This window comes from Desulfobacterium sp. N47, assembly GCF_051233685.1.
Taxonomy (GTDB): domain Bacteria; phylum Desulfobacterota; class Desulfobacteria; order Desulfobacterales; family RPRI01; genus RPRI01.
The window spans coordinates 13,283-33,562 of sequence record NZ_JBAMMY010000237.1; the positions used below are offsets into that span (position 1 = coordinate 13,283).

A 20,280-nucleotide genomic window follows, 5' to 3' on the forward strand; every position below is an offset into this window, starting at 1 on the left:
TCAATGAGCAAAGCGCATAGAACACGTCAGCAACTTTTGGATGAGTTGCAGGAACTCAAATCACGGATGATGGAAGCTGAGGAGGCTTTGAGAGCTATCCGAAACGGCGAGGTGGATGCGCTCGTTGTCTCAACTGAGATCGGGGATCAGGTTTTTACCCTGACGGGCGCCGAGTATCCTTACAGGATCATGCTCGAAACAATGAACGAAGGGGCCGTCACACTGGCCGCAGACGGCACGATTCTTTACTGTAACCAACGTTTTGCAGATATCGTCAAAGAATCTCTGGAAAAAGTATCAGGATCTTCAATTAACCAATACATTTCATCAACAGACCTTCAATTGTTTGAGACATTGGTTAAACAGGGTTTAAAGAAAAACAATAAGGTGGAACTTGCCTTGCAGGCCGGAGGTGAAAATTCCATACCTGTCTTACTTTCCGTAAGCGCTCTTCGGAACTCAAATATTTCCGGTGTAGTATGCATAGTGATTACCGATCTGACGGAACAAAAGCGCAATGAAGAGATATTGGCAGAGAAAAAACTGATAAATCAAATCTTCTATCAAGCTGAGGGAATATTTATTCTCTGCGACAACCAAGGCACTATCATCCGTGCAAGTCAGTCTGCCAATGTACTTTTGGGTGAAAGCCCGATCTTCCAGCCGTTTGACGAGGCATTTCACCTCCTCTATCCCGACGGAACTCCTTTTGTCCTTCAATCAGCAGTGGGTAACAAGTCCCTTCACGCGGTTGAGGTCACTTTCAAACATGGGGATAACAAGTTTTTTTGCTTTATGTTGAGCGCAAACTCACTTATCGCTCATAAGGGTGTTGTCAACACTGTTGTCGAAATGACGGACATCACCCAGCGCAAGAATATGGAGGAGGCGCTGCAAAAAACCCATGACGAGCTCGAACAACGAGTGGAGGATCGGACGGCTGAACTCAGGACGGTTCTTTCTGAAATTAAAACAATGAAAGACCAGCTCGAGGCCGAGAATATTTACTTCCGCAAAGAGCACAAAATGAAATATCGATTTGAGAATATTATCGGGCAAAGTGACGGCCTTAAGTATGTTCTCTATCGGGCGGAACAAGTTGCTCCTATGGACACAACAGTCCTCATTCTTGGTGAAACCGGTACGGGAAAAGAGTTGATCGCTTTCGCCGTCCATAACATGAGTCCCCGTAAGAAACGGACCATGATCACCGTTAACTGTGCTGCCCTGCCGGAGAATTTAATTGAGAGCGAATTATTCGGAAGGGAAAAGGGAGCATATACCGGGGCCGATACCCGGCAGATAGGCCGGTTCGAGGTCGCCCATGGGTCAACCTTGTGCCTGGACGAAATCGGAGAGCTACCGCTGGAGTTTCAGTCTAAACTACTCAGAGTGATTCAACATAGCGAGTTTGAACGCCTGGGCTCGTCCCAAACTATCAAAGTTGATGTGCGGATCATAGCAACGACCAATCGGGACCTTGAGGAAGAGGTCCGCAAGGGCCGGTTCCGGCAGGATCTTTACTATCGGCTCAACATCTTTCCCATCACTGTCCCGCCACTAAGGCAGCGCAAAGATGATATACCGCTGATGGTACAAAACTTCATAGAGCGATATGCCAGGAAATTCGGCAAACAGATTACCTCCATTCAGAACGAGACGATGAAGGCGTTGCAGGAATACCCGTGGCCCGGAAACGTCCGGGAGCTTGAAAGCATCATTGAACGGGCCGTGATCTTGTGCCCAGGGCCGGTTTTCAAGCTGTCAGATAAACTTGACATTTCACCTCCCTCACTTTCATCCGGTGTGAGGACCCTGGAAGAGACTGAGCGAAATCAGATTCTTAAAATACTTTCTGAAACCCGATGGCGCATTGATGGAAAGTACGGAGCCGCACTGATTCTTGGCATTCATCCGAGTACCTTAAGAGCAAGGATGCATAAGCTCGGCATAGTCCGGCCGGAGACAAAAGAATACAGTAGTCAGGGGTCAGGAGCCAGAATACAGAATTCTGACTCCTGTATTCTGGCTCCTGACTACTTAAAATATCCATCAATATGATGAGGTTCCACCAAATCTTGAGACCAAATAAACCGCTTTATACTTTGCTGTGTTCTGTTTTTATTAATTTAACTATCTGTTATAAATAGATTAATCTAAACATATGTTTCTCCTTCGCCTATTGGCAGACTATTTGCTTAATCAAGCCAATTGGATAACTATTACTATACTCGATCTAATTTCACAAACGGTTGTTCAGAGCTATCCGCTTCATCTGCCGTCTAACAAGGACTCTACCTGAACTTGGGTGCCGGCCTGAAGACAAATTTTTTGAGGTTATAATTATGTCAAATACAAAAGTCGAAAAACAACTTCGCCTTGCCGACACCGAACTGAACGTGCGAATTAAACTGCTGGAAGAAACATTACTGACAAAGGAGAGAACTTGGGAGACGCTGCAGGATTCCGAGAAGCGATACCGGCGCCTCTTTGAATCAGCAAAGGACGGTATCCTGATTCTTGATGCCGATACGGGCAAGGTGGTTGATGTCAATCCTTTTCTGTTACATTTACTCCATTATTCTTACGATGAATTATATGGAAAATATATCTGGGAACTCGGAATATTAAAAGATATTGCCGCTTCCAAGGACGCTTTCAAGGCCTTGCAGGATAACGAATACATCCGTTACGAGGATTTGCCGCTGGAAACCCATGATGGACAGCCCATCGCCGTGGAGTTTGTCAGCAATGTTTACCTGGTGGACCATAGCAAGGTAATCCAGTGCAATATCCGCGACATCACCGCGCGAAAGCGGGCCGAGGCCGAGCGTAAGAGGTTGATGGCCGCCCTTGAGCAGGCAGGGGAAGCCATTGTCATAACCGATGCCCAGGGAATCATACAGTTCGTGAACCCGGCCTTCGAGCGTACGACTGGCTACTCCCGGGAGGAGGCTGTCGGCCGGAATCCGCGCATCCTCAAGAGCGGCGAGCAGAATGAACTATTTTACCGCAATCTTTGGGATACCATCTCGGGCGGAAAAACCTGGACGAGCCTTATAGTCAACAAGCGCAAGGACGGGACTCTTTACACCGAGGAAACAACGATTTCACCCGTTCGCGACTCTTCGGACCGGATTGTAAACTACGTGGCAGTCAAACGGGACATCACCGAGCGTCTTCGGCTGGCTGCCCAGTTTCAGCATGCCCAAAAGATGGAAGCGGCGGGCCTGCTGGCGGGTGGCGTAGCCCACGATTTCAATAATATGCTCAATGTGATCCTTGGTTATACGGAACTGGCCATGGATAAAACAGACACGGACCTGCCGCTGCATGCCGACCTTGAAGAAATCCACAAAGCCGCAATACGTTCCATGGATATAACCCGGCAATTGCTGACATTTGCCCGTAAGCAGACTATCATTCCCGTGGTGCTTAACCTGAACCAGACCGTGGAGAGCATGATCAAGATGCTCCGGCATCTCATGGGCGAGGATATCGACCTGGCCTGGCTGTCCGGGGCGGATCCGTGCCCGATTAAGATGGACCCTTCGCAAATTGATCAGATCCTGGCCAATCTTTGTGTCAACGCCAGGGACGCCATTACCGGCGTCGGCAAGGTAACAATCGAAACTGGAAACGCAGTCTTTGACGAAATCTACTGCGCTGGTCATACCGGGTTTGTGGCAGGAGAGTATGTGCTGCTGTCCGTCAGCGACGATGGATGCGGCATGGACAAGGAGATCCTCAATCAGATTTTTGAACCGTATTTCACCAGCAAGGAGATAGGCCAGGGAACCGGCCTGGGGCTATCTACAGTGTATGGCATCGTCAAGCAGAACAACGGATTCATAAACGTTTACAGCGAACCGGGAAAAGGAACGACCTTTAGAATCTATCTGCCCCGGCACATAGACCAAAGCATCGATATCCGGCGGGAAAGAGCGACGGAAATCCCTATAGGCCATGGCGAAACAGTGCTGGTGGTGGAGGACGAGCCTGCGCTCCTGACGATGATTAAAATTATGCTTGAAAATATAGGGTATCGGGTGCTGGCCGCAGGAATGCCGGGTAAGGCTATTGAGCTGGCAGAGGAACACGCAGGAGAGATACGACTTATCCTCACCGACGTAGTCATGCCGGAAATGAACGGCTTAGACCTGGCGGAACGGATGCAATCCCTTTATCCCGGCATGAAGATTCTGTTCATGTCCGGATATACAGCCAATGTGATCGTCCATCATGGACTGTTGGACGCGGGTGTGAACTTCATTCAAAAACCATTCTCAATGAAGGATTTAGCTATCAAAGTGATGGATTTGGTTAGAGAAAAATGAGGCCATTTTGAGCGGCAGGTCTGTCGGTTCAAGATCGCCCATGGTTTGACTGTTCAGTCCTCTTCAAAATATCCCTCAATATGCTGAGGTTCAGCCAAATATTGAGGCCAAATTAATCATTTTATACTTTTCTGCTGTTTTCATCTATTAATATAGCAATCTGTTATTAAAGGATTAATCCAAACTTATGATTTTAATTCGGGTATTGGCAGACTATTTGCTATTATATTTTATAATTCTTCTAAACCTTCGAATGGCAAGAAGATAATAAGGTGGCAGGCAGAAGGAGTTATTGAGATTGAGATAACAAATCCTGTCAGGAAAGAAGAAGGATATTAAGAGGGGAAGTTATCTCTTCTCCTTCAATGTGCAGCATGAAAGGAGAAATACTATGCCGTTAATTCAATTAGTTATTGTTTTGGTTGTTGTTGGTGTGATTCTCTGGGTGATTAATAACTACATACCGATGCAGGGCACCATAAAGAAAATCCTCAATGTTGTCGTGATTATTGTTGTTATCCTCTGGTTGTTGAATGTTTTCGGGGTCATAGGAAATCTCTCAACAATTCGTATCGGGAAGTGAAATGTTTAAAAAATGTTTTTTAACTTTATTGTCTTATAAACAAACAGACAATTTCTTATCAACAAAGGAGGAGACGATGAAGAGAACAATTATACTGGCAATTGTTTTTGTGATGCTGCTTGTATCTCTTGGAGGATGTTTTGTTGGCTGGGAAGATGGCTGGGGTCGAAGAGGCAGAGGTCATGGCGAAGGTCATGACAGGGGCGGAGAACATGATGAACGGCGTTAGGAAAGAAAGGTATCGCTGCTCGAATGTGTAAAAGTTGAATAATTTGGTTTATAACCTCTTCAGAGCATGCAAGCGCTGAAGATTAAATTTGTAAGGAGAACAGATCATGAAACAAAAGGCTTATCAAGTTTCTTTTCCAGCTACACTTGTTGTTGTGATGGTGGCGTTTTTATGCACCATCTTTTTTGCCAATGCAAATCTTTCTTTTGCTGCCTCAGCTAAAAAGAGCGCTGTCTGCGACAAACTGATCAATTGGAGTTTTAAGGAGTTAAACCATGAGCAAGTATATGCAACTGACTGTTACCGTACGTCCTTATTATCAAAAAAATCTGAAAGGGGTTTACCCTAAACTGGCGCGAAATTTAGGATTTATTGATCCGGGTTTGGTGAGTCGGGATCCTTCACTATACGAAATAGTGGGGCAGTTGGATAAGCTTCTTTATCGTCTTGATGGAACGCAGCTCAGAGAGGTGCTTCTCCGGCATGGCGAGAAGCTCCGAAGTCAGTATAAAATTATTCAGGAGAACATAGCTGACTGGCATCTTGCACAGGCTGACAAACTTCTATACAGCATCGAGGATACATTTGACGAAATAGAATCGGAATTGGATTAGCCATTAGCTCTCCCGTCAGATAAAGCCAAAGAAATAATAGAAAAGGACTCGTAATAAACCATTTCACAATCAAACTTAAACAAAGGAGTAAACGTTATGAAAAAGAAAAATATTGTTATACAATTTTTAGTGCTTATTATTATGATCGCCACCTTTACAGCCTGCGCATCTACACGCACACATGAAAGCGCAGGTCAATACGTTGACGATTCGGTCATCACGACCAAGGTAAAATCTTTGCTTGGAGCAGATGATTTTCTCAAGTCATTTCAGATCAGTGTCGAGACTTACCAGGGCACCGTTCAATTGAGCGGTTTCGTCAATTCTCAAAAAGCCGTCGATAAAGCAAGTGAAATCGTAAGGAGCGTCGATGGAGTCAAGTCCGTAAAGAATGATCTGATCGTGAAATAGTAGTTGGGTCTTCGAAGTAAATGAGTTCAAAAAACAACAGTAACAACAATAAAAGGAGAACGGACAAATGAAAACTTTTTTTAGACTATCACTAATGATGATAGCGGTTGTCGCTCTGCTCTTGACCAGCGTGCCTTTGCCGGCTTTTTCACAAATGACGGATATGTCCATGAAGGAGCATCGGGAAGGCCATGAACATATGATGGGAATGGGCCATATGGACAAGATGGGCGAAATGATGGACAATTGCATCGAACATGCAGATAACATGGGACTTACCGATGATCAGCTGATGAAAATAAAGCCTATACATAGAGAAATGCAAAAAAAGCAGGCTCAATATAAAGCTGACCTGAAGATTTCAGAAATTAATCTTATGGAAATAATGGATGTGAAAGATTTTGACATAGAGAAGGCCGACTCTGCAGTGAAAAAAAATGAAGAGATAAGAACAGCCCATCATATTGAAATGTTAAAAGCCATGAAAGAAATACGGACTATTTTGACGGATGATCAGTTTAAGAAAATGCAGAAAATGCACAAGATGATGAATATGGAAATGGGTAAGAAAAAACCGTCAAAGAGAATGATGAAAAAATAATGATGATCAACAAAAGTAGAACATGCTATAATAACAGTATGTTCTACTTTTATAGATGAGGCGACAAAATGAAAAAATTACTTTTAGGAATAATACTTTTACCGTTGATAATTGCAGCCCCAATTACAACAATGGCGATGGGAAGGGTAGATGTTGGCGTCAGCATTCCTCTGCCTCCACCCATCATATTTGCCTCACCTCCGGAAGTGGTAGTTATACCTGAGAGTTATGTCTATGCTGTTCCGGACATTGATGTAGACATCTTTTTCTACAATGGCTGGTGGTGGCGTCCGTGGCAAGGACGATGGTATCGCTCGCAGAGCTATAGCTCAGGTTGGGCCTACTATCAAAGCGTACCGTCTTTTTACAGAGAGATACCGTCAGGTTGGAGGAATGACTACAGGGAGCGTCGTTGGAAAGGGCACCAATGGAACTACCAGCGAATACCCCATCAACAGGTGCAACAGAACTGGAACAACTGGGAAAAAAGCAGGCATTGGGAGAAGCAAAATTCCTGGGGCGTCCAAGGTTTAAAGTCCGGAACGCAGTCCCGGCAACAAAATCGTGAGGTGCAACCTAAACAAAGAGAGATGCAACCACAACACAGGGAGGCAGCACAACCACAATTCCGACCACAAGCCCGTGAGGTCCAACAACAGCACTCACAACCACAATACCGGGATGCGCCGCAACAATCTAAATCTCGATATGGAAAACCTGAAAGAAGGAAGGAAGAGGCTGAACCACAATACCGGAATGCGCCGCAACAATCTAAATCTCAACATGGAAAACATGAAGGATGGATGGAAGATAAACAGGATAGAAACTATAATGACAAATAGTTTATTCTACTATGAAAAGACTGCCGGGTAGAGCAAGAAAAACATTTTACGCTACAATAATCCGGCTGTCAGAAAGGAGAATCACATTTTGTGGACTATTGCTGTAATACTTATAATTTTGTGGCTGTTGGGACTGGTGAGTGGTTATACGATGGGTAATTTTATTCATATACTGTTTATCATTGCCATTATCGTTGTACTGGTCAGAGTAATTCAGGGGCGTAAGCCACTTTAGATAAAGGCATAGCACAAACTCACAGTGGTTAATAATTATATAAAATGAGGTAATAAATGGCAAGAATAGCTATCGTAATATATTTACTTGTAATCGGATTAATTGGTAATGCAATTGCCGGGGATAATCAGGAATCATTCTATGCTAAGATAGGTAGGACAGTGATTAGACTAGAATATTTTAAAGAAACTCTGACAGAGGGTAATAATAAATCTGTTACTACTAATAATCCTGATGGAACAGGCTTCTTTGTTTACAGCGGCAATAGTTTATTTCTGGTTACGGCAAGACATGTGGTGGATACCGATCATGATTTACATGCGCGTGTAAATATATTTAATGAAGTTACTAAAAAAAGCGCAATTCTCCTGCTGAAATTACCCAGAAAAAATTGGATTTTTCATCCGGATAACGGCAATGATAAAATCGACGCAGTTGATGTTGTAGTAATCAAATTGCCGATTCCGGTAATAGAAGGCGATTTTTCGAGCAGCTTCGGAGCTTTTATATATGAACCGGATAATTCGAAAGTTAATCAACTGCCGGTTAAAGATGCATTGCCGCCGGAGCAAGTTGTGGCATTTGGCTTCCCGGGAGATACCGGCTTTCAATTAAGAGAACAAAGACCTATGGGTAGGTTCGGTATTATAGCAATGGTTACAGGTGAAGAATTTATAAAAATCGACAATAAGAAATTTGCAAATGGAAGATGCAGCATGTTAGACATAAAAGCCTTTCCAGGAAATAGCGGAAGTCCTGTAATCAGTGCTGCAGGTAATATAAAATTGCTAGGAGTTTTGATAGCTTCCAACAGTTCGGATTTTGCATTAATAGAACCTGTATCAAGAATAAGAGAGGTTTTGGACATAGCAATAAAAACTCCAATAAAAAACTATGATTATTGGTCAAAATTTAACTGAATGCCGGGATTCTGATCTATAGTGAGGGGCTTTCCGGTAGGGGATATATCTAATTCAAATATATTCCCTTTTTGTTTTGCCCCCTTGGATAGCTTTCATGTATAATGCATATTCAAGAGGGAAAACGATTTCAAAAAGTAGTTCAAAGTCCGTATTGATGTTTTGGTGAACCTTTAATTTTCCCTTTTGATCGATTATACAGACGGACATTTTTTTAAGGAGTTATAAAAAGCCGCCGCCGTTACAACTTCTTTGCAGCTATTTTCCCTCAATAATCCGGAGGTTTAAAAAGTGAAGTTCATCGCCAAAACTATTTTCGAAAACCTGTCTCATGTGTGGACAAGCCTTCGCGGCAACGATTTGTCACAAAAGCTTGCCTGCGTTGAGCCACCTCTACGGGCGGAGTTATTCAGCGCCGATCAAATGGAGCAGCATGGCAAGACACTCGCAGACTCACATACTTTAAGTCCCGGAAACGCTCAGGATCGACTTCTGACACGACTGGCCGAGAATGAAGGCATCCTGATCGGCGTACATAATTTGCTGACGGAGGCGGTAAAGGCAAACCGTCGGATTACTCCGGCCGGGGAATGGATGCTCGACAACTTCTATTTGATTGAAGATCAGATTCGCACCGCCAGGAGGCATTTGCCTAAAGGGTACAGTCGGGAACTCCCCCGCTTAATAAATGGCCCATCAGCTGCTCTGCCGCGCGTCTATGACATTGCCCTGGAAATGGTCTCCCATGGCGATGGTCGGGTGGATCCGGAGATTCTCAGCAGATTTGCCTCAGCCTACCAGAGTGTAACCGCACTGAACTTAGGCGAATTATGGGCAATACCCATAATGCTGCGCCTGGCCCTGATCGAAAATCTCCGGCGTGTCGCTGCCCGGATAGCTACCGATAGAATCGACCGCAATCTGGCCGATTATTGGGCAGACCAGATGACGGAGAGTGCAGCGAAGGACCCGAAAAGCCTGATTCTGGTGATCGCAGACATGGCGCGATCGAACCCGCCGCTGGTTGGCTCGTTTATCGCAGAAATGACGCGCCGTTTGCAGGGGCAGGGGCCGGCTTTGTCATTGCCGCTTACCTGGCTTGAGCAGCGGCTGTCCGAGTGCGGCCAGACGATCCAGCAACTGATACATGCAGAGAACCAGCAGCAGGCTGCCGATCAGGTATCTATGAGTAACAGCATCGGCAGCCTTCGTTTTTTGGGTGCGATGGACTGGAAAGAGTTCGTCGAATCGATGAGCATTGTCGACCAGACTCTGCGCAAGGATCCATGCAGCATTTACAGCAAAATGGATTTTCCCACCCGTGACCGTTACCGCCATGTCGTTGAAAAGATAGCGAAACACAGCCGCTTTTCCGAGAGCGAGGTGGCGCATAAAGCAATCGAGCTGGCGCAGAAGGGTGCGGACGGGAACAACGGCGATGATTGTGCTGCACATGTCGGATTTTACCTGATCGACAAGGGATTGCCCCAAATCGAACAGGTGCTGGAAGTACGCCTTTCCCTTTTTGAACATCTGCAAAGATGGAGCCGCCGATTTCCTTTGCTCCTCTATCTGGGAACAATCATACTGATGACGGTAATCTTCGCCGTGGGTTTGATGGCAAAGGCGCATGTCGGTGCCTTGCAGGGATGGGCAATTGCTGCCATTGGGCTTCTCTCAGCTCTATGCGTAAGCCAGTTTGCTGTTGCCCTGGTGAATTGGCTGGCGACGCTGCTTGCAACACCCTATACATTGCCGCGCATGGACTTTTCCAAAGGGATACCGCCGGAATGCCGCACGTTGGTCGTGGTTCCTACGATGCTCACCAACACGCAGAATATAGAGGATCTGATAGAGGCGCTTGAAGTCAGGTACCTTGCAAACCGGGACGTTAATCTGCACTTTGGTCTGTTGACGGATTTTCGGGATGCACAGGAGGAAACGCTTCCTGAGGACGAACTGCTGTTGCAGCTTGCCCGGCAAAGGATCGAAGAGCTGAATATCAAGTACGATTACTCCCAGGGCGACACATTCTTCCTTTTCCATCGCCCTCGTAGATTAAATTCTAAGGAGCGGATATGGATGGGTTACGAGCGCAAACGTGGAAAACTATCGGAATTGAATGCTCTTTTGCGTGGCAGGGAAAATGCCAGGGATCGGTTTTCTCTTGTCATTGGTAACACATCAGTCTTATCGAGCATAACGTATGTGATTACTCTGGACATGGATACACAGTTGCCGCGCGATGCGGCGTGGCAGTTTGTGGGCGCCATGGCGCACCCGCTGAATCGTGCGCGGTACGACGAAGACAAGCAGCGTGTCTGCGAGGGATACGGTATTCTTCAGCCACGGGTGGCGGTAAGCCTGCCCGGCATGAATCGTTCGCGATATGCAGCAATGTGCGGAAGCGAACCCGGTATCGATCCCTATACGCGCGCTGTTTCCGATGTTTACCAGGACCTGTTTGGCGAAGGCTCGTTCATCGGCAAAGGCATTTACGAGGTTGATGCCTTCGAGCGTACTCTAAAAGGACGTTTTCCCGAGAACCGGATTCTCAGCCACGATCTTCTGGAAGGGTGTTATGCGCGGTCGGGCCTGTTGAGTGATGTAATGTTATATGAGGAATATCCTCATCGCTACGATACGGATGTGAGCCGGAGGCATCGCTGGATTCGCGGTGATTGGCAGCTGTTGCGATGGTTATTGCCGAGAGTTCCGGGCTCCGATGCGCGTCATCAAAAGAATCCGCTCTCATGGCTGTCCCAATGGAAGATATTTGACAATCTGCGGCGCAGTCTCGTACCGGCGGCGTTGACACTTTTTTTACTGCTGGGCTGGAAGGTCTCACCGGCGGCCTTGTTTTGGACTCTATCGGTGCTCGGAATCATCCTGATTCCTTCTCTGATTGCCTATCTCCTGCAAGCTTTTCGAAAGCCGGATGATGTGCTTCTGGGCCAACATCTTGCTGCAAACCTGCACTCAGCCGGTCGTGGCTTTGCTCAGGCGGCATTCACGCTCATCTGCCTTCCATACGAGGCGTTTTTCAGTCTTGATGCTATTTTGCGCACGTGCTGGCGGATGCTTGTCACCCATAAGCGGCTTCTCGAATGGAGCATATCAGATAAACGGTATGGCAGTGATCATACTGACCTTGGTTCTTTTTACCGGTCAATGTGGATCGCCCCCGTTCTTGCCTGCGCCGCAGTTATTAATCTGACGTTTTCAAAGCCGGAAGCATTGGCGGTGGCGGGACCTATACTGGGACTCTGGTTTGTCTCCCCTGTTGTCGCCTGGTGGATCAGCCGGCCGCTTGCTCGTCGTGAAGCAAAGCTGACGGCAGACCAGATCACATTTCTCCGGAAGCTTTCACGCAGAACCTGGGCGTTTTTTGAAACCTTCGTCAGTCTGGAAGACAATTGGCTGCCCCCTGACAATTTTCAGGAGTACCCCTTTGCCGGAATTGCGCATCGCACGTCGCCGACTAACATGGGTCTGTCCCTTCTTGCAAATTTGTCCGCCTACGACTTCGGCTATATCCCTGCGGGACAACTCATTGAACGTACCGCAAATGCACTCCATACGATGGAAGCAATGGAGCGTCACCGAGGCCATTTCTATAACTGGTACGACACGCAATCCCTGCAACCGCTGGAACCTGTCTACATCTCTACCGTGGACAGCGGAAACCTTGCCGGCCACCTGCTGACATTGCGGCAGGGTCTGCTCGCACTACCCGATGACCCGATTCTGGGATCGCGACTGTTTGAGGGAATCAGAGACACTGTTCGTATCATTCGGGACATGGACGGCAAAACCGTTTCGGACCAACTCATGCAACTAAATAAATTGCTGAAGCAGGCAATCGATTCCCCTCCAACCACGCTTGCTGGTGTGCGACTGTGCCTTGACCAGTTGGCAACATCCGCTGCTGAAATGGTCACCGGTGTCAATACTTTCAATACAGAACCCGATGGCCAGGGACAGTGGTGGGCGCTTGCCCTTGCCGGGCAATGCCGGACCGCCCTTGATGAGCTGATGTTTCTCACGGCCTGGACATCATCGCCGGACATGCTCAGCGAGATCCCGGATTTCGATGAAATTCCGACACTGCGCCAATTGGCCAACCTTGACGTAGGGGTGTATGGCATAAGCCCTTGGACGGATGCGGTCAAACGTGCCGGAGAAAGAATCAGGGCTATCGAAGAGCTGGCACGAAAAATCGACGAACTTTCCCGTATGAAATATGACTTTCTGTTCGACGAGGCGTGCAATTTGCTGGCCATCGGCTACAACGTTGGCGAACGCCGGCGGGACACAAGTTACTACGATCTGCTGGCTTCCGAAGCAAGATTTTGCAGTTTCATAGCAATTGCGCAGGGACAACTGCCCCAGGAGAGCTGGTTTGCTCTGGGACGTTTGCTGACCACTGCCGGTGGAGAGCAGATACTGCTTTCTTGGAGCGGTTCCATGTTTGAATACCTCATGCCGCTTTTGGTGATGCCGACATACGAACACACACTGCTCGACCAGACCTGTAAGGCGGCGGTAGCCCGGCAGATTGAGTATGGAAGGAAACGCGGGGTGCCCTGGGGCAGTTCGGAATCCGGCTACAATGCAATCGACGTTCATCTCAACTACCAGTATCGCGCCTTTGGCATACCCGGCCTGGGTCTCAAACGCGGGCTCGCCGATGATCTGGTTATTTCACCCTATGCTACGGCACTGGCGCTGATGATAGCACCCGAAGAGGCATGTCTGAATCTCGAGCGACTCGCGACTGATGGCTTTGCCGGAAAGTATGGCTTCTATGAGGCAATCGACTTCACTCCTTCGCGTCTGTCGCGCGGACAATCAAGCGCTGTGGTCCGGTCTTTCATGGCGCATCATCAGGGCATGAGTTTCCTCTCTCTGGCCCATGCGCTCCTAAACCGTCCGATGCAGAAACGATTTGAGTCGGAACCCATGTTTCAGGCAACCATGCTTTTGCTCCAGGAGCGAATCCCCAAGGCCACGGTGTTCTATGTGCATACCGCCGAGCTTCCAGAACATCTCACAGAATTAATGGGCGCGGAGACACCTATACGCGTGTTCGGCAGTCCTAATACGCCGAAACCTGAAGTTCACCTGTTATCAAACGGCAAATACCACATGATGGTCACGAACGCCGGCGGCGGTTACAGTCGATGGAAAGACGTGGCCGTCACCCGATGGCGCGAAGACAGCACCTGTGATAATTGGGGATCCTTCTGTTACCTCCGGGACGTGGAGACCGGAGATTTCTGGTCAACGGCCTATCAGCCGGCACTCAAACAAGCGGATAAGTATGAAACGATATTCTCAGAAGCGAAAGCGGAGTTTCGTTGCCGTATCTATGACATTGACACGCATACTGAAATTGCCGTTTCGCCCGAGGATGACATCGAGCTGCGTCGCATCACCATCATCAACCGTTCCGGGAAGCGCAGATCCATAGATATCACAAGTTATGCTGAGGTCGTGCTCGCCTCACCAGCCGCAGATGCGCTACATCCGGCGTTTAGTAATCTCTTTGTTCAGACCGAGATACTTAGCCGGCAACGTGCAATTCTCTGCACTCGCAGGCCCCGCTCCCAGGGAGAGATCACTCCCTCGTTGTTCCATTTGATGGCTGTGCACGGTGCTGACATTGGAGAAATCTCTTATGAGACTGACCGCTTGCGGTTCATCGGCCGCGGGAATACTGTTGCCAACCCGCAAGCGATGGGTGATTTATCAGCCCTCTCCGGCAGCGATGGCTCCGTATTAGATCCTATCGTCTCGATCCGTTACCGAATAACGCTCGATGCGGAAGAAACGGCAATGGTCAATATTGTCTCCGGAATCGGCGAAACCCGCGATGCAGCCTTAAGCCTGGTAGAGAAATATCAGGATCGGCGTCTCGCGGATCGAGTCTTCGATCTGGCGTGGACACACAGCGATGTCTTTTTGCGACAGATCAATGCCACGGAAGCCGACGCCCAACTCTACGGAAACCTCGCCGGTTCGGTGATCTATGCCAATGCTTCCCTGCGTGCCGACGCGAGTGTCATCATCAAGAATCATCGTGGGCAATCCGGTCTCTGGGGTTATGCTATTTCCGGAGATTTACCTATCGTACTATTGCGGATTGAAGATCCGGCCAATATTGACCTGGTGCGTCAACTCATACAGGCCCATACATACTGGCGTTTAAAGGGGCTGGCTGTGGATCTGGTGATCTGGAACGAAGATCACGCCGGTTACCGGCAGCAACTACATGAACAAATCATGGGACTCATTGCCGCAGGTGTCGGAACCCATTTAACGGATCAACCGGGCGGCATTTTCGTAAGGCCTGCTGATCAGATATCGAGCGAGGAACGTATACTGCTCCAAACAGTCGCCCGTGCAATCGTAACCGACAGCCGGGGGATGCTTTCGGACCAGATCAAACCAAGAAGCATAGCTCTGGTGGAATCGACTGTACCGACTCTCACTCCGACCCGGACTCACCGTGGCGCTCCACCGGTAGTTCCAGCCATGCCTCGCCACGATCTGTTGTTTTTCAACGGACTCGGCGGATTCACACCTGATGGCCGCGAGTACATCATTACAACAACGCATGATCAGGTTACACCGGCGCCATGGGTGAATATTCTGGCGAATCCGAAATTCGGAACCGTCATCTCGGAAAGCGGTTCTGCCTATACCTGGGCCGAGAATGCCCATGAGTTCCGCATAACTCCCTGGTATAACGATCCCGTGAGTGATGTCAGCGGCGAAGCATTCTACCTCCGTGATGAAGAGCGCGGCCATTTCTGGTCTCCCATGCCGCTACCAAGGTGTGGGGTAATGCCATATGTTATTAGGCACGGATTCGGCTATAGCGTCTTCGAGCATACAGAACGCGGTATCCGCTCCGAGGTATGGGTTTACGTTGCCATGGATGCATCAATCAAGTTTACGGTCTTGAAGGTAAAAAACGAGTCGGACAGATCACGCCGGCTCTCTGTTACCGGATATGCGGAATGGGTTCTGGGAGATCTGCGGTCCAAATCGTCCATGCATGTAATTACCGAAATTGATGCGAACAGCGGAGCATTTTTCGCAAGAAACCCTTACAATACTGAGTTTCCCGACCGGACCGCCTTTTTCGACGTTGACGAAACGAACCGGACGGTAAGCGGTGACCGGACTGAATTTCTGGGGCGCAACGGCACGCTCGCCAGTCCGGCTGCGATGACCCGGGTGCGTCTCTCCGGTAGGGTGGGGGCTGCCCTGGACCCCTGTGCCGCGATTCAGGTTTCCTTTGAACTGGCCGCCGGGCAGGAACGTGAAATAGTCTTCAGACTCGGCTTAGGGCGAGACTCCGATGACGCCGGCAACCTGGTCCGTCGCTTCCGCGGAACTGCTGCGTCGCACCAGGCGCTCGAAAAAGTCTGGCAATACTGGCTACACACACTCGGCGCGGTGAACGTAGAAACACCTGACCAGGCGCTCAACGTGCTCGCAAACGGATGGCTCCTTTATCAAACGCTTGCATGTCGCTTGTGGGCGCGCAGCGGCTATTACCAGTCCGGCGGTGCTTTCGGCTTTCGGGATCAATTGCAGGACGTGATGGCGCTCATCCACACCGAACCGCACCTTGTGCGCGAACACCTCCTTCTTGCGGCAGGCCGTCAATTTACCGAGGGTGATGTACAGCACTGGTGGCATCCTCCTGTTGGCCGTGGGGTGCGCACTCAATGTTCCGACGATTACCTCTGGCTGCCGTTTGTGATGTGCCGCTACGTCCGAAGCACCGGGGATTACGGTGTATTGGATGAGAACATCCACTATCTTCAGGGTCATCCGATAAATGCAAATGAGGATTCCTATTACGATCTGCCCGGCCGGTCCCAGGAATCGGCCGGTTTGTATGATCATTGCGTAAAAGCTATATTGAGAGGTCTCACCTATGGCGAGCATGGATTGCCGCTAATGGGTTCAGGCGACTGGAATGACGGCATGAACATGGTGGGAATAGAGGGGAAAGGAGAAAGCGTATGGCTGGGCTTTTTCCTTTATTCTGTGCTAATGCAATTTATAGAGATTGCCCGCAGACGTGGCGATCTGTCCTTCGCCGATCAATGCGAAGCAGAAGCGGCTCTCTTGAGCCGGAACATAGAGCAGCATGGATGGGATGGTGGGTGGTATCGCCGCGCTTACTTCGACGACGGTTCGCCGCTTGGGTCGATGAGCAACCCGGAATGCCGGATTGATTCGATTGCGCAAAGCTGGTCTGTTCTTTCCGGTGCTGGTGATACCAAACACGCAAATATTGCCATGGCGGCGGCTGATCAGCACCTTATTCACCATGAGCTGGCGCTGATCCAACTCCTGGACCCGCCCTTTGACAAGTCTGATTTGAATCCGGGCTACATAAAGGGATACGTACCCGGAGTACGTGAGAATGGCGGGCAATACACACATGGGGCGATCTGGTTGGCCATGGCCTTCGCTCAATTGGGTGACAGCCGGCGCGCCTGGGAACTTATGACCATGCTCAATCCGATAAACCATGCGAGATCTCCTGAGTCGGTTGCGACATACAAAGTTGAACCATATGTTGTTGCTGCTGATGTTTATGCGCTCTCGCCTCACACCGGCCGTGGCGGATGGACTTGGTACACCGGTTCAGCCGGCTGGATGTACCGGCTGATCCTGGAATCACTCCTTGGTTTGAAACTGGAGGTGGATAAACTGAGTATCGAACCACTATTCCCGGCAGATTGGGAGGGCTTCACGGTGCACTACCGGTATAGGGAAACTGTCTACCACATCGCCGTTATGAACAGACAGATTGGTGATGGCGAAACAAGTGTGACCGTTGACGGTGCCCTTCAACATGATAAAACGATTACCCTAATTGACGACCATCGGGATCACTCGGTAGAGGTGAGCATATTTGCCGGCAAAATTGATTGACTTGAATAGTCCTGTCTCTATTTTTCAAATCATCTCTCAATATGATGGGTTTCTACCAAATATTGAGGTCAAACGAATCATTTAATACTTTCATACTGGTTGGTCTTATCAATATAACATACAGTAATTAAACGACTAATAAAATATTTTTATTTACTATCGGTTATTGGCAGACTATTTGCTGTTATATTTACATGAATCTTGTAATCATACGAATGAATGCCCTTTCTGAGAAGCGAATGGAGCTGACACAAGCGCTTTCTTCCCTGATCTGTTCCATAAGAATGGAGATGGGATGTTTGCGCTGTGACTTCTGCCGGAGTATTGAGGATGAAAACCGATTCTTGCTTCTTGAAGAATGGGATACCAAGGAAAACCTTATGACCCATCTTAATTCGGAATGTTACAAGGTGCTTAGCGGGGCGATGACCCTTCTTAAAGAGCCCTGTGAAAGTATGTTTTATACCGTTTTGCACCCGGAGATGATTGAGGAAGTTTAGATGATTTTATCAAGTTATTTCAGATAAGTGTCGAAACTTACCCGGGAACTGTTCATTCGGCTTGAATGAAAGGTACGTAACTTATCCACATATGTATGTTGATTGTCTTCTTACAAGTCAATAATTTTTATTAACTAAAATTCCTTAAAACAGGAAAATCTCCCAGGCAAAATGAACCTATACACCTATTTACAAAATAGATAATTATAGCCAAAGTAAACAGCGTATTACAATTAAGTAATAACATGAACGCAACATATTTACGAAGTACATATCGGTGAAATGCCATGTATTGCAACAAACCATTTAATGAGAAACAGGAAAAATGCTATGAAATCAAGCATAAAAAACAACGCAGAAGGCAAGTTGCACCAGGTGAAATATAAGATCAAAAAGGCCACCGGGATTACGGAAAGGAGAATGCCGATATGAACGTACTTCTAATTTATCCAAAATTTCCGGATACCTTTTGGTCTTTTACTTTCGCTTTAAGTTTTATCGGAAAAAAAGCCGCCTTTCCTCCGCTTGGCCTGCTTACCGTAGCATCCCTTTTGCCGGACAAATGGTACAAACGCCTTGTGGACGTAAATGTGGACAGTCTTAAGGATAAAGGACCTTCTATGGGCGGATATGGTCTTTATCGGAGGCATGGCGGTTCAGCGGGAATCTGCGAAACAAATCATCGCCTGCTGTAAAGCTTTGAACTTAAAAGTAGTTGCCGGAGGGCCGCTTTTTACTTCCGAACCTGATGAGTTTAAGGAAGTGGACCATCTTGTTCTTGACGAAACGGAATTGACATTTCCCGCTTTTTTGTCTGATTTGCAAAACGGACAACCGAAACACTTTCAATATATGGGCATCATTACCGTAAAATATGCGAGTTATATATTCTTTAAGTCAACCTGCATTGCTTTCAAATACAAAGAAAATTAAAACGGAAAGGAAAATTTATGACAACAAGCTTAAAATCAAAAACTATAGAACAATTAATGGCAGAAGCCGATGAACTTGTCAAAAAAATTAATGCCGAGCATATCAATGACCTGAAAGAAGAACATCGCATCCAGTTTGAAAAACATGCTCAAAAATTGCAGGAACTCAAGGCTAAGGTTCATGCCGGGAACAAGGAAACAACAGAATCACATTCATCAGCCGAGGGAATACACGAGGCGATTCTTGATATTATTAAGGCTATGCATAACTTAACCACTCACAAATCCTGATTTTCGACAATCGGTAATGATTATCCAATGACCTGGTTACCTACTCAGGTCTTCCAAGTAAATCCAATTCGTAAGGAGAAATCATGACCAAACAAACACATGCCGACCACCCGATATACAGCCTTTTGCCTACGGAAATCGTTTGATGCGGGACAATTGTTATGGATAATTTATGTTATCGCTTGAGTCCGTTATTGGAACAGTGAAGAACTATGAGCTTGAGAGCATGGTCATGATCGTTGTAATCGGAATTTTGGTTTGGGTTTTTCATTTTTTCTTTCGAAAAAAGAAAATACGTTCCTGATACAGTACCAATAAAACTACTTAAGGCATGAGGTCTTTGGGGTAAAAGACTTCAAACAACATTAACAACAAATAAAGGAGAACTATGAAATGAACCGACAAAAGAAGTACAGTTTTATGTTAGTCTTAATCTGCGTTATTTTAGTCGCTGGGGTTGCCACTGTTGTTGTTTCTGCACAGCAGGAAAAGGTTGTTTCCAGCTATGGTCCTACTAACCAGGATGTCACCTTCGACCAAATCAAAGCCTCGCGTATGGCAGTGAAAGCCGAGCGGGCCAAACAGCACATGGAGATGCTTAATTCCCGCTATGACCTCTCAAAGAAGACCACCTCAGATAGCGGTGGTCGGGATTGTTTGAACAGCAAAATGCTTTTTTTAAGTGATAAACTGCTTATTCAAGCTGCTGCCTCTTTCCTGGGAAATGTTTCCCAGTAGACCATATCCGGTGTTTTTTTGTCAAGTTTTTGATGCGGCCGTTCATAGTTATATAATTCAAAATAGTTTTTAATTTCTTGCCT

At 47.4% G+C, this 20,280-nt stretch carries 17 protein-coding genes; 16 read left to right on the forward strand and 1 reads right to left on the reverse strand.

The window, feature by feature from the left end:
• Positions 1-3 precede the first annotated feature (3 nt).
• The 16 genes from VXK47_RS15265 (at position 4) to VXK47_RS15340 (ending at position 20,197) form a co-directional block, all read left to right on the forward strand.
• Positions 4-2,061: a sigma 54-interacting transcriptional regulator gene (locus VXK47_RS15265; RefSeq protein WP_435549649.1), complete on the forward strand. Its 2,058-nt coding sequence runs from the start codon at positions 4-6 to the stop codon at positions 2,059-2,061.
• Between the two features lie 284 nt (positions 2,062-2,345).
• On the forward strand, positions 2,346-4,337 hold the full coding sequence (locus VXK47_RS15270; protein WP_435549650.1) for a PAS domain S-box protein: 1,992 nt from the start codon (positions 2,346-2,348) through the stop codon (positions 4,335-4,337).
• Between the two features lie 391 nt (positions 4,338-4,728).
• Positions 4,729-4,920, forward strand: coding sequence for a Thivi_2564 family membrane protein (locus tag VXK47_RS15275; RefSeq protein ID WP_435549651.1), 192 nt, complete (start codon positions 4,729-4,731; stop codon positions 4,918-4,920).
• 76 nt (positions 4,921-4,996) lie between these two features.
• Positions 4,997-5,149: a hypothetical protein gene (locus VXK47_RS15280; protein WP_435549652.1), complete on the forward strand. Its 153-nt coding sequence runs from the start codon at positions 4,997-4,999 to the stop codon at positions 5,147-5,149.
• Between the two features lie 275 nt (positions 5,150-5,424).
• Positions 5,425-5,763 (forward strand): hypothetical protein, encoded by a 339-nt coding sequence (locus VXK47_RS15285; RefSeq protein ID WP_435549653.1) that lies wholly within the window; start codon positions 5,425-5,427, stop codon positions 5,761-5,763.
• 96 nt (positions 5,764-5,859) lie between these two features.
• The gene (locus tag VXK47_RS15290; RefSeq protein ID WP_435549654.1) at positions 5,860-6,174 is read left to right on the forward strand and encodes a BON domain-containing protein; all 315 of its coding nucleotides are present in this window, start codon (positions 5,860-5,862) and stop codon (positions 6,172-6,174) included.
• Positions 6,175-6,241: 67 nt separating this feature from the next.
• Positions 6,242-6,775: a Spy/CpxP family protein refolding chaperone gene (locus VXK47_RS15295; protein WP_435549655.1), complete on the forward strand. Its 534-nt coding sequence runs from the start codon at positions 6,242-6,244 to the stop codon at positions 6,773-6,775.
• 68 nt (positions 6,776-6,843) lie between these two features.
• Positions 6,844-7,617, forward strand: coding sequence for a hypothetical protein (locus tag VXK47_RS15300; protein WP_435549656.1), 774 nt, complete (start codon positions 6,844-6,846; stop codon positions 7,615-7,617).
• An 88-nt stretch (positions 7,618-7,705) separates the two neighbouring features.
• Entirely contained in the window at positions 7,706-7,852 is a 147-nt protein-coding gene (locus VXK47_RS15305; protein WP_435549657.1) for a lmo0937 family membrane protein, read from the forward strand.
• A 56-nt stretch (positions 7,853-7,908) separates the two neighbouring features.
• On the forward strand, positions 7,909-8,772 hold the full coding sequence (locus tag VXK47_RS15310; protein ID WP_435549658.1) for a S1 family peptidase: 864 nt from the start codon (positions 7,909-7,911) through the stop codon (positions 8,770-8,772).
• Between the two features lie 291 nt (positions 8,773-9,063).
• Complete coding sequence (locus VXK47_RS15315; RefSeq protein WP_435549659.1) at positions 9,064-17,736, forward strand: GH36-type glycosyl hydrolase domain-containing protein; 8,673 nt, start codon at positions 9,064-9,066, stop codon at positions 17,734-17,736.
• A 194-nt stretch (positions 17,737-17,930) separates the two neighbouring features.
• Positions 17,931-18,236, forward strand: coding sequence for a putative quinol monooxygenase (locus VXK47_RS15320; protein WP_435549660.1), 306 nt, complete (start codon positions 17,931-17,933; stop codon positions 18,234-18,236).
• 428 nt (positions 18,237-18,664) lie between these two features.
• On the forward strand, positions 18,665-18,931 hold the full coding sequence (locus VXK47_RS15325) for a hypothetical protein (RefSeq protein WP_435549661.1): 267 nt from the start codon (positions 18,665-18,667) through the stop codon (positions 18,929-18,931).
• On the forward strand, positions 18,885-19,169 hold the full coding sequence (locus VXK47_RS15330; protein WP_435549662.1) for a hypothetical protein: 285 nt from the start codon (positions 18,885-18,887) through the stop codon (positions 19,167-19,169). The genes VXK47_RS15325 and VXK47_RS15330 overlap by 47 nt, the downstream gene beginning before the upstream one ends.
• A gap of 17 nt (positions 19,170-19,186) precedes the next feature.
• Positions 19,187-19,459, forward strand: a complete 273-nt coding sequence (locus VXK47_RS15335) for a hypothetical protein (protein WP_435549663.1) — start codon at positions 19,187-19,189, stop codon at positions 19,457-19,459.
• Positions 19,460-19,852: 393 nt separating this feature from the next.
• Positions 19,853-20,197, forward strand: coding sequence for a hypothetical protein (locus tag VXK47_RS15340; protein WP_435549664.1), 345 nt, complete (start codon positions 19,853-19,855; stop codon positions 20,195-20,197).
• On the opposite strand, the gene VXK47_RS15345 is transcribed toward VXK47_RS15340, so the two are convergent.
• On the reverse strand, positions 20,158-20,271 hold the full coding sequence (locus tag VXK47_RS15345) for a hypothetical protein (RefSeq protein WP_435549589.1): 114 nt from the start codon (positions 20,269-20,271) through the stop codon (positions 20,158-20,160). The genes VXK47_RS15340 and VXK47_RS15345 overlap by 40 nt on opposite strands.
• Positions 20,272-20,280 lie beyond the last annotated feature (9 nt).

Excerpts from the sequence above, each read along its gene's own strand:
- VXK47_RS15265 (WP_435549649.1), top strand. The coding sequence starts at position 4 with ATGAGCAAAGCGCATAGAACACGTCAGCAACTTTTGGATGAGTTGCAG.
- VXK47_RS15270 (WP_435549650.1), top strand. The coding sequence starts at position 2,346 with ATGTCAAATACAAAAGTCGAAAAACAACTTCGCCTTGCCGACACCGAA.
- VXK47_RS15275 (WP_435549651.1), top strand. The coding sequence starts at position 4,729 with ATGCCGTTAATTCAATTAGTTATTGTTTTGGTTGTTGTTGGTGTGATT.
- VXK47_RS15280 (WP_435549652.1), top strand. The coding sequence starts at position 4,997 with ATGAAGAGAACAATTATACTGGCAATTGTTTTTGTGATGCTGCTTGTA.
- VXK47_RS15285 (WP_435549653.1), top strand. The coding sequence starts at position 5,425 with ATGAGCAAGTATATGCAACTGACTGTTACCGTACGTCCTTATTATCAA.
- VXK47_RS15290 (WP_435549654.1), top strand. The coding sequence starts at position 5,860 with ATGAAAAAGAAAAATATTGTTATACAATTTTTAGTGCTTATTATTATG.
- VXK47_RS15295 (WP_435549655.1), top strand. The coding sequence starts at position 6,242 with ATGAAAACTTTTTTTAGACTATCACTAATGATGATAGCGGTTGTCGCT.
- VXK47_RS15300 (WP_435549656.1), top strand. The coding sequence starts at position 6,844 with ATGAAAAAATTACTTTTAGGAATAATACTTTTACCGTTGATAATTGCA.
- VXK47_RS15310 (WP_435549658.1), top strand. The coding sequence starts at position 7,909 with ATGGCAAGAATAGCTATCGTAATATATTTACTTGTAATCGGATTAATT.
- VXK47_RS15320 (WP_435549660.1), top strand. The coding sequence starts at position 17,931 with ATGAATCTTGTAATCATACGAATGAATGCCCTTTCTGAGAAGCGAATG.
- VXK47_RS15325 (WP_435549661.1), top strand. The coding sequence starts at position 18,665 with ATGAACGTACTTCTAATTTATCCAAAATTTCCGGATACCTTTTGGTCT.
- VXK47_RS15330 (WP_435549662.1), top strand. The coding sequence starts at position 18,885 with ATGGCGGTTCAGCGGGAATCTGCGAAACAAATCATCGCCTGCTGTAAA.
- VXK47_RS15335 (WP_435549663.1), top strand. The coding sequence starts at position 19,187 with ATGACAACAAGCTTAAAATCAAAAACTATAGAACAATTAATGGCAGAA.
- VXK47_RS15340 (WP_435549664.1), top strand. The coding sequence starts at position 19,853 with ATGAACCGACAAAAGAAGTACAGTTTTATGTTAGTCTTAATCTGCGTT.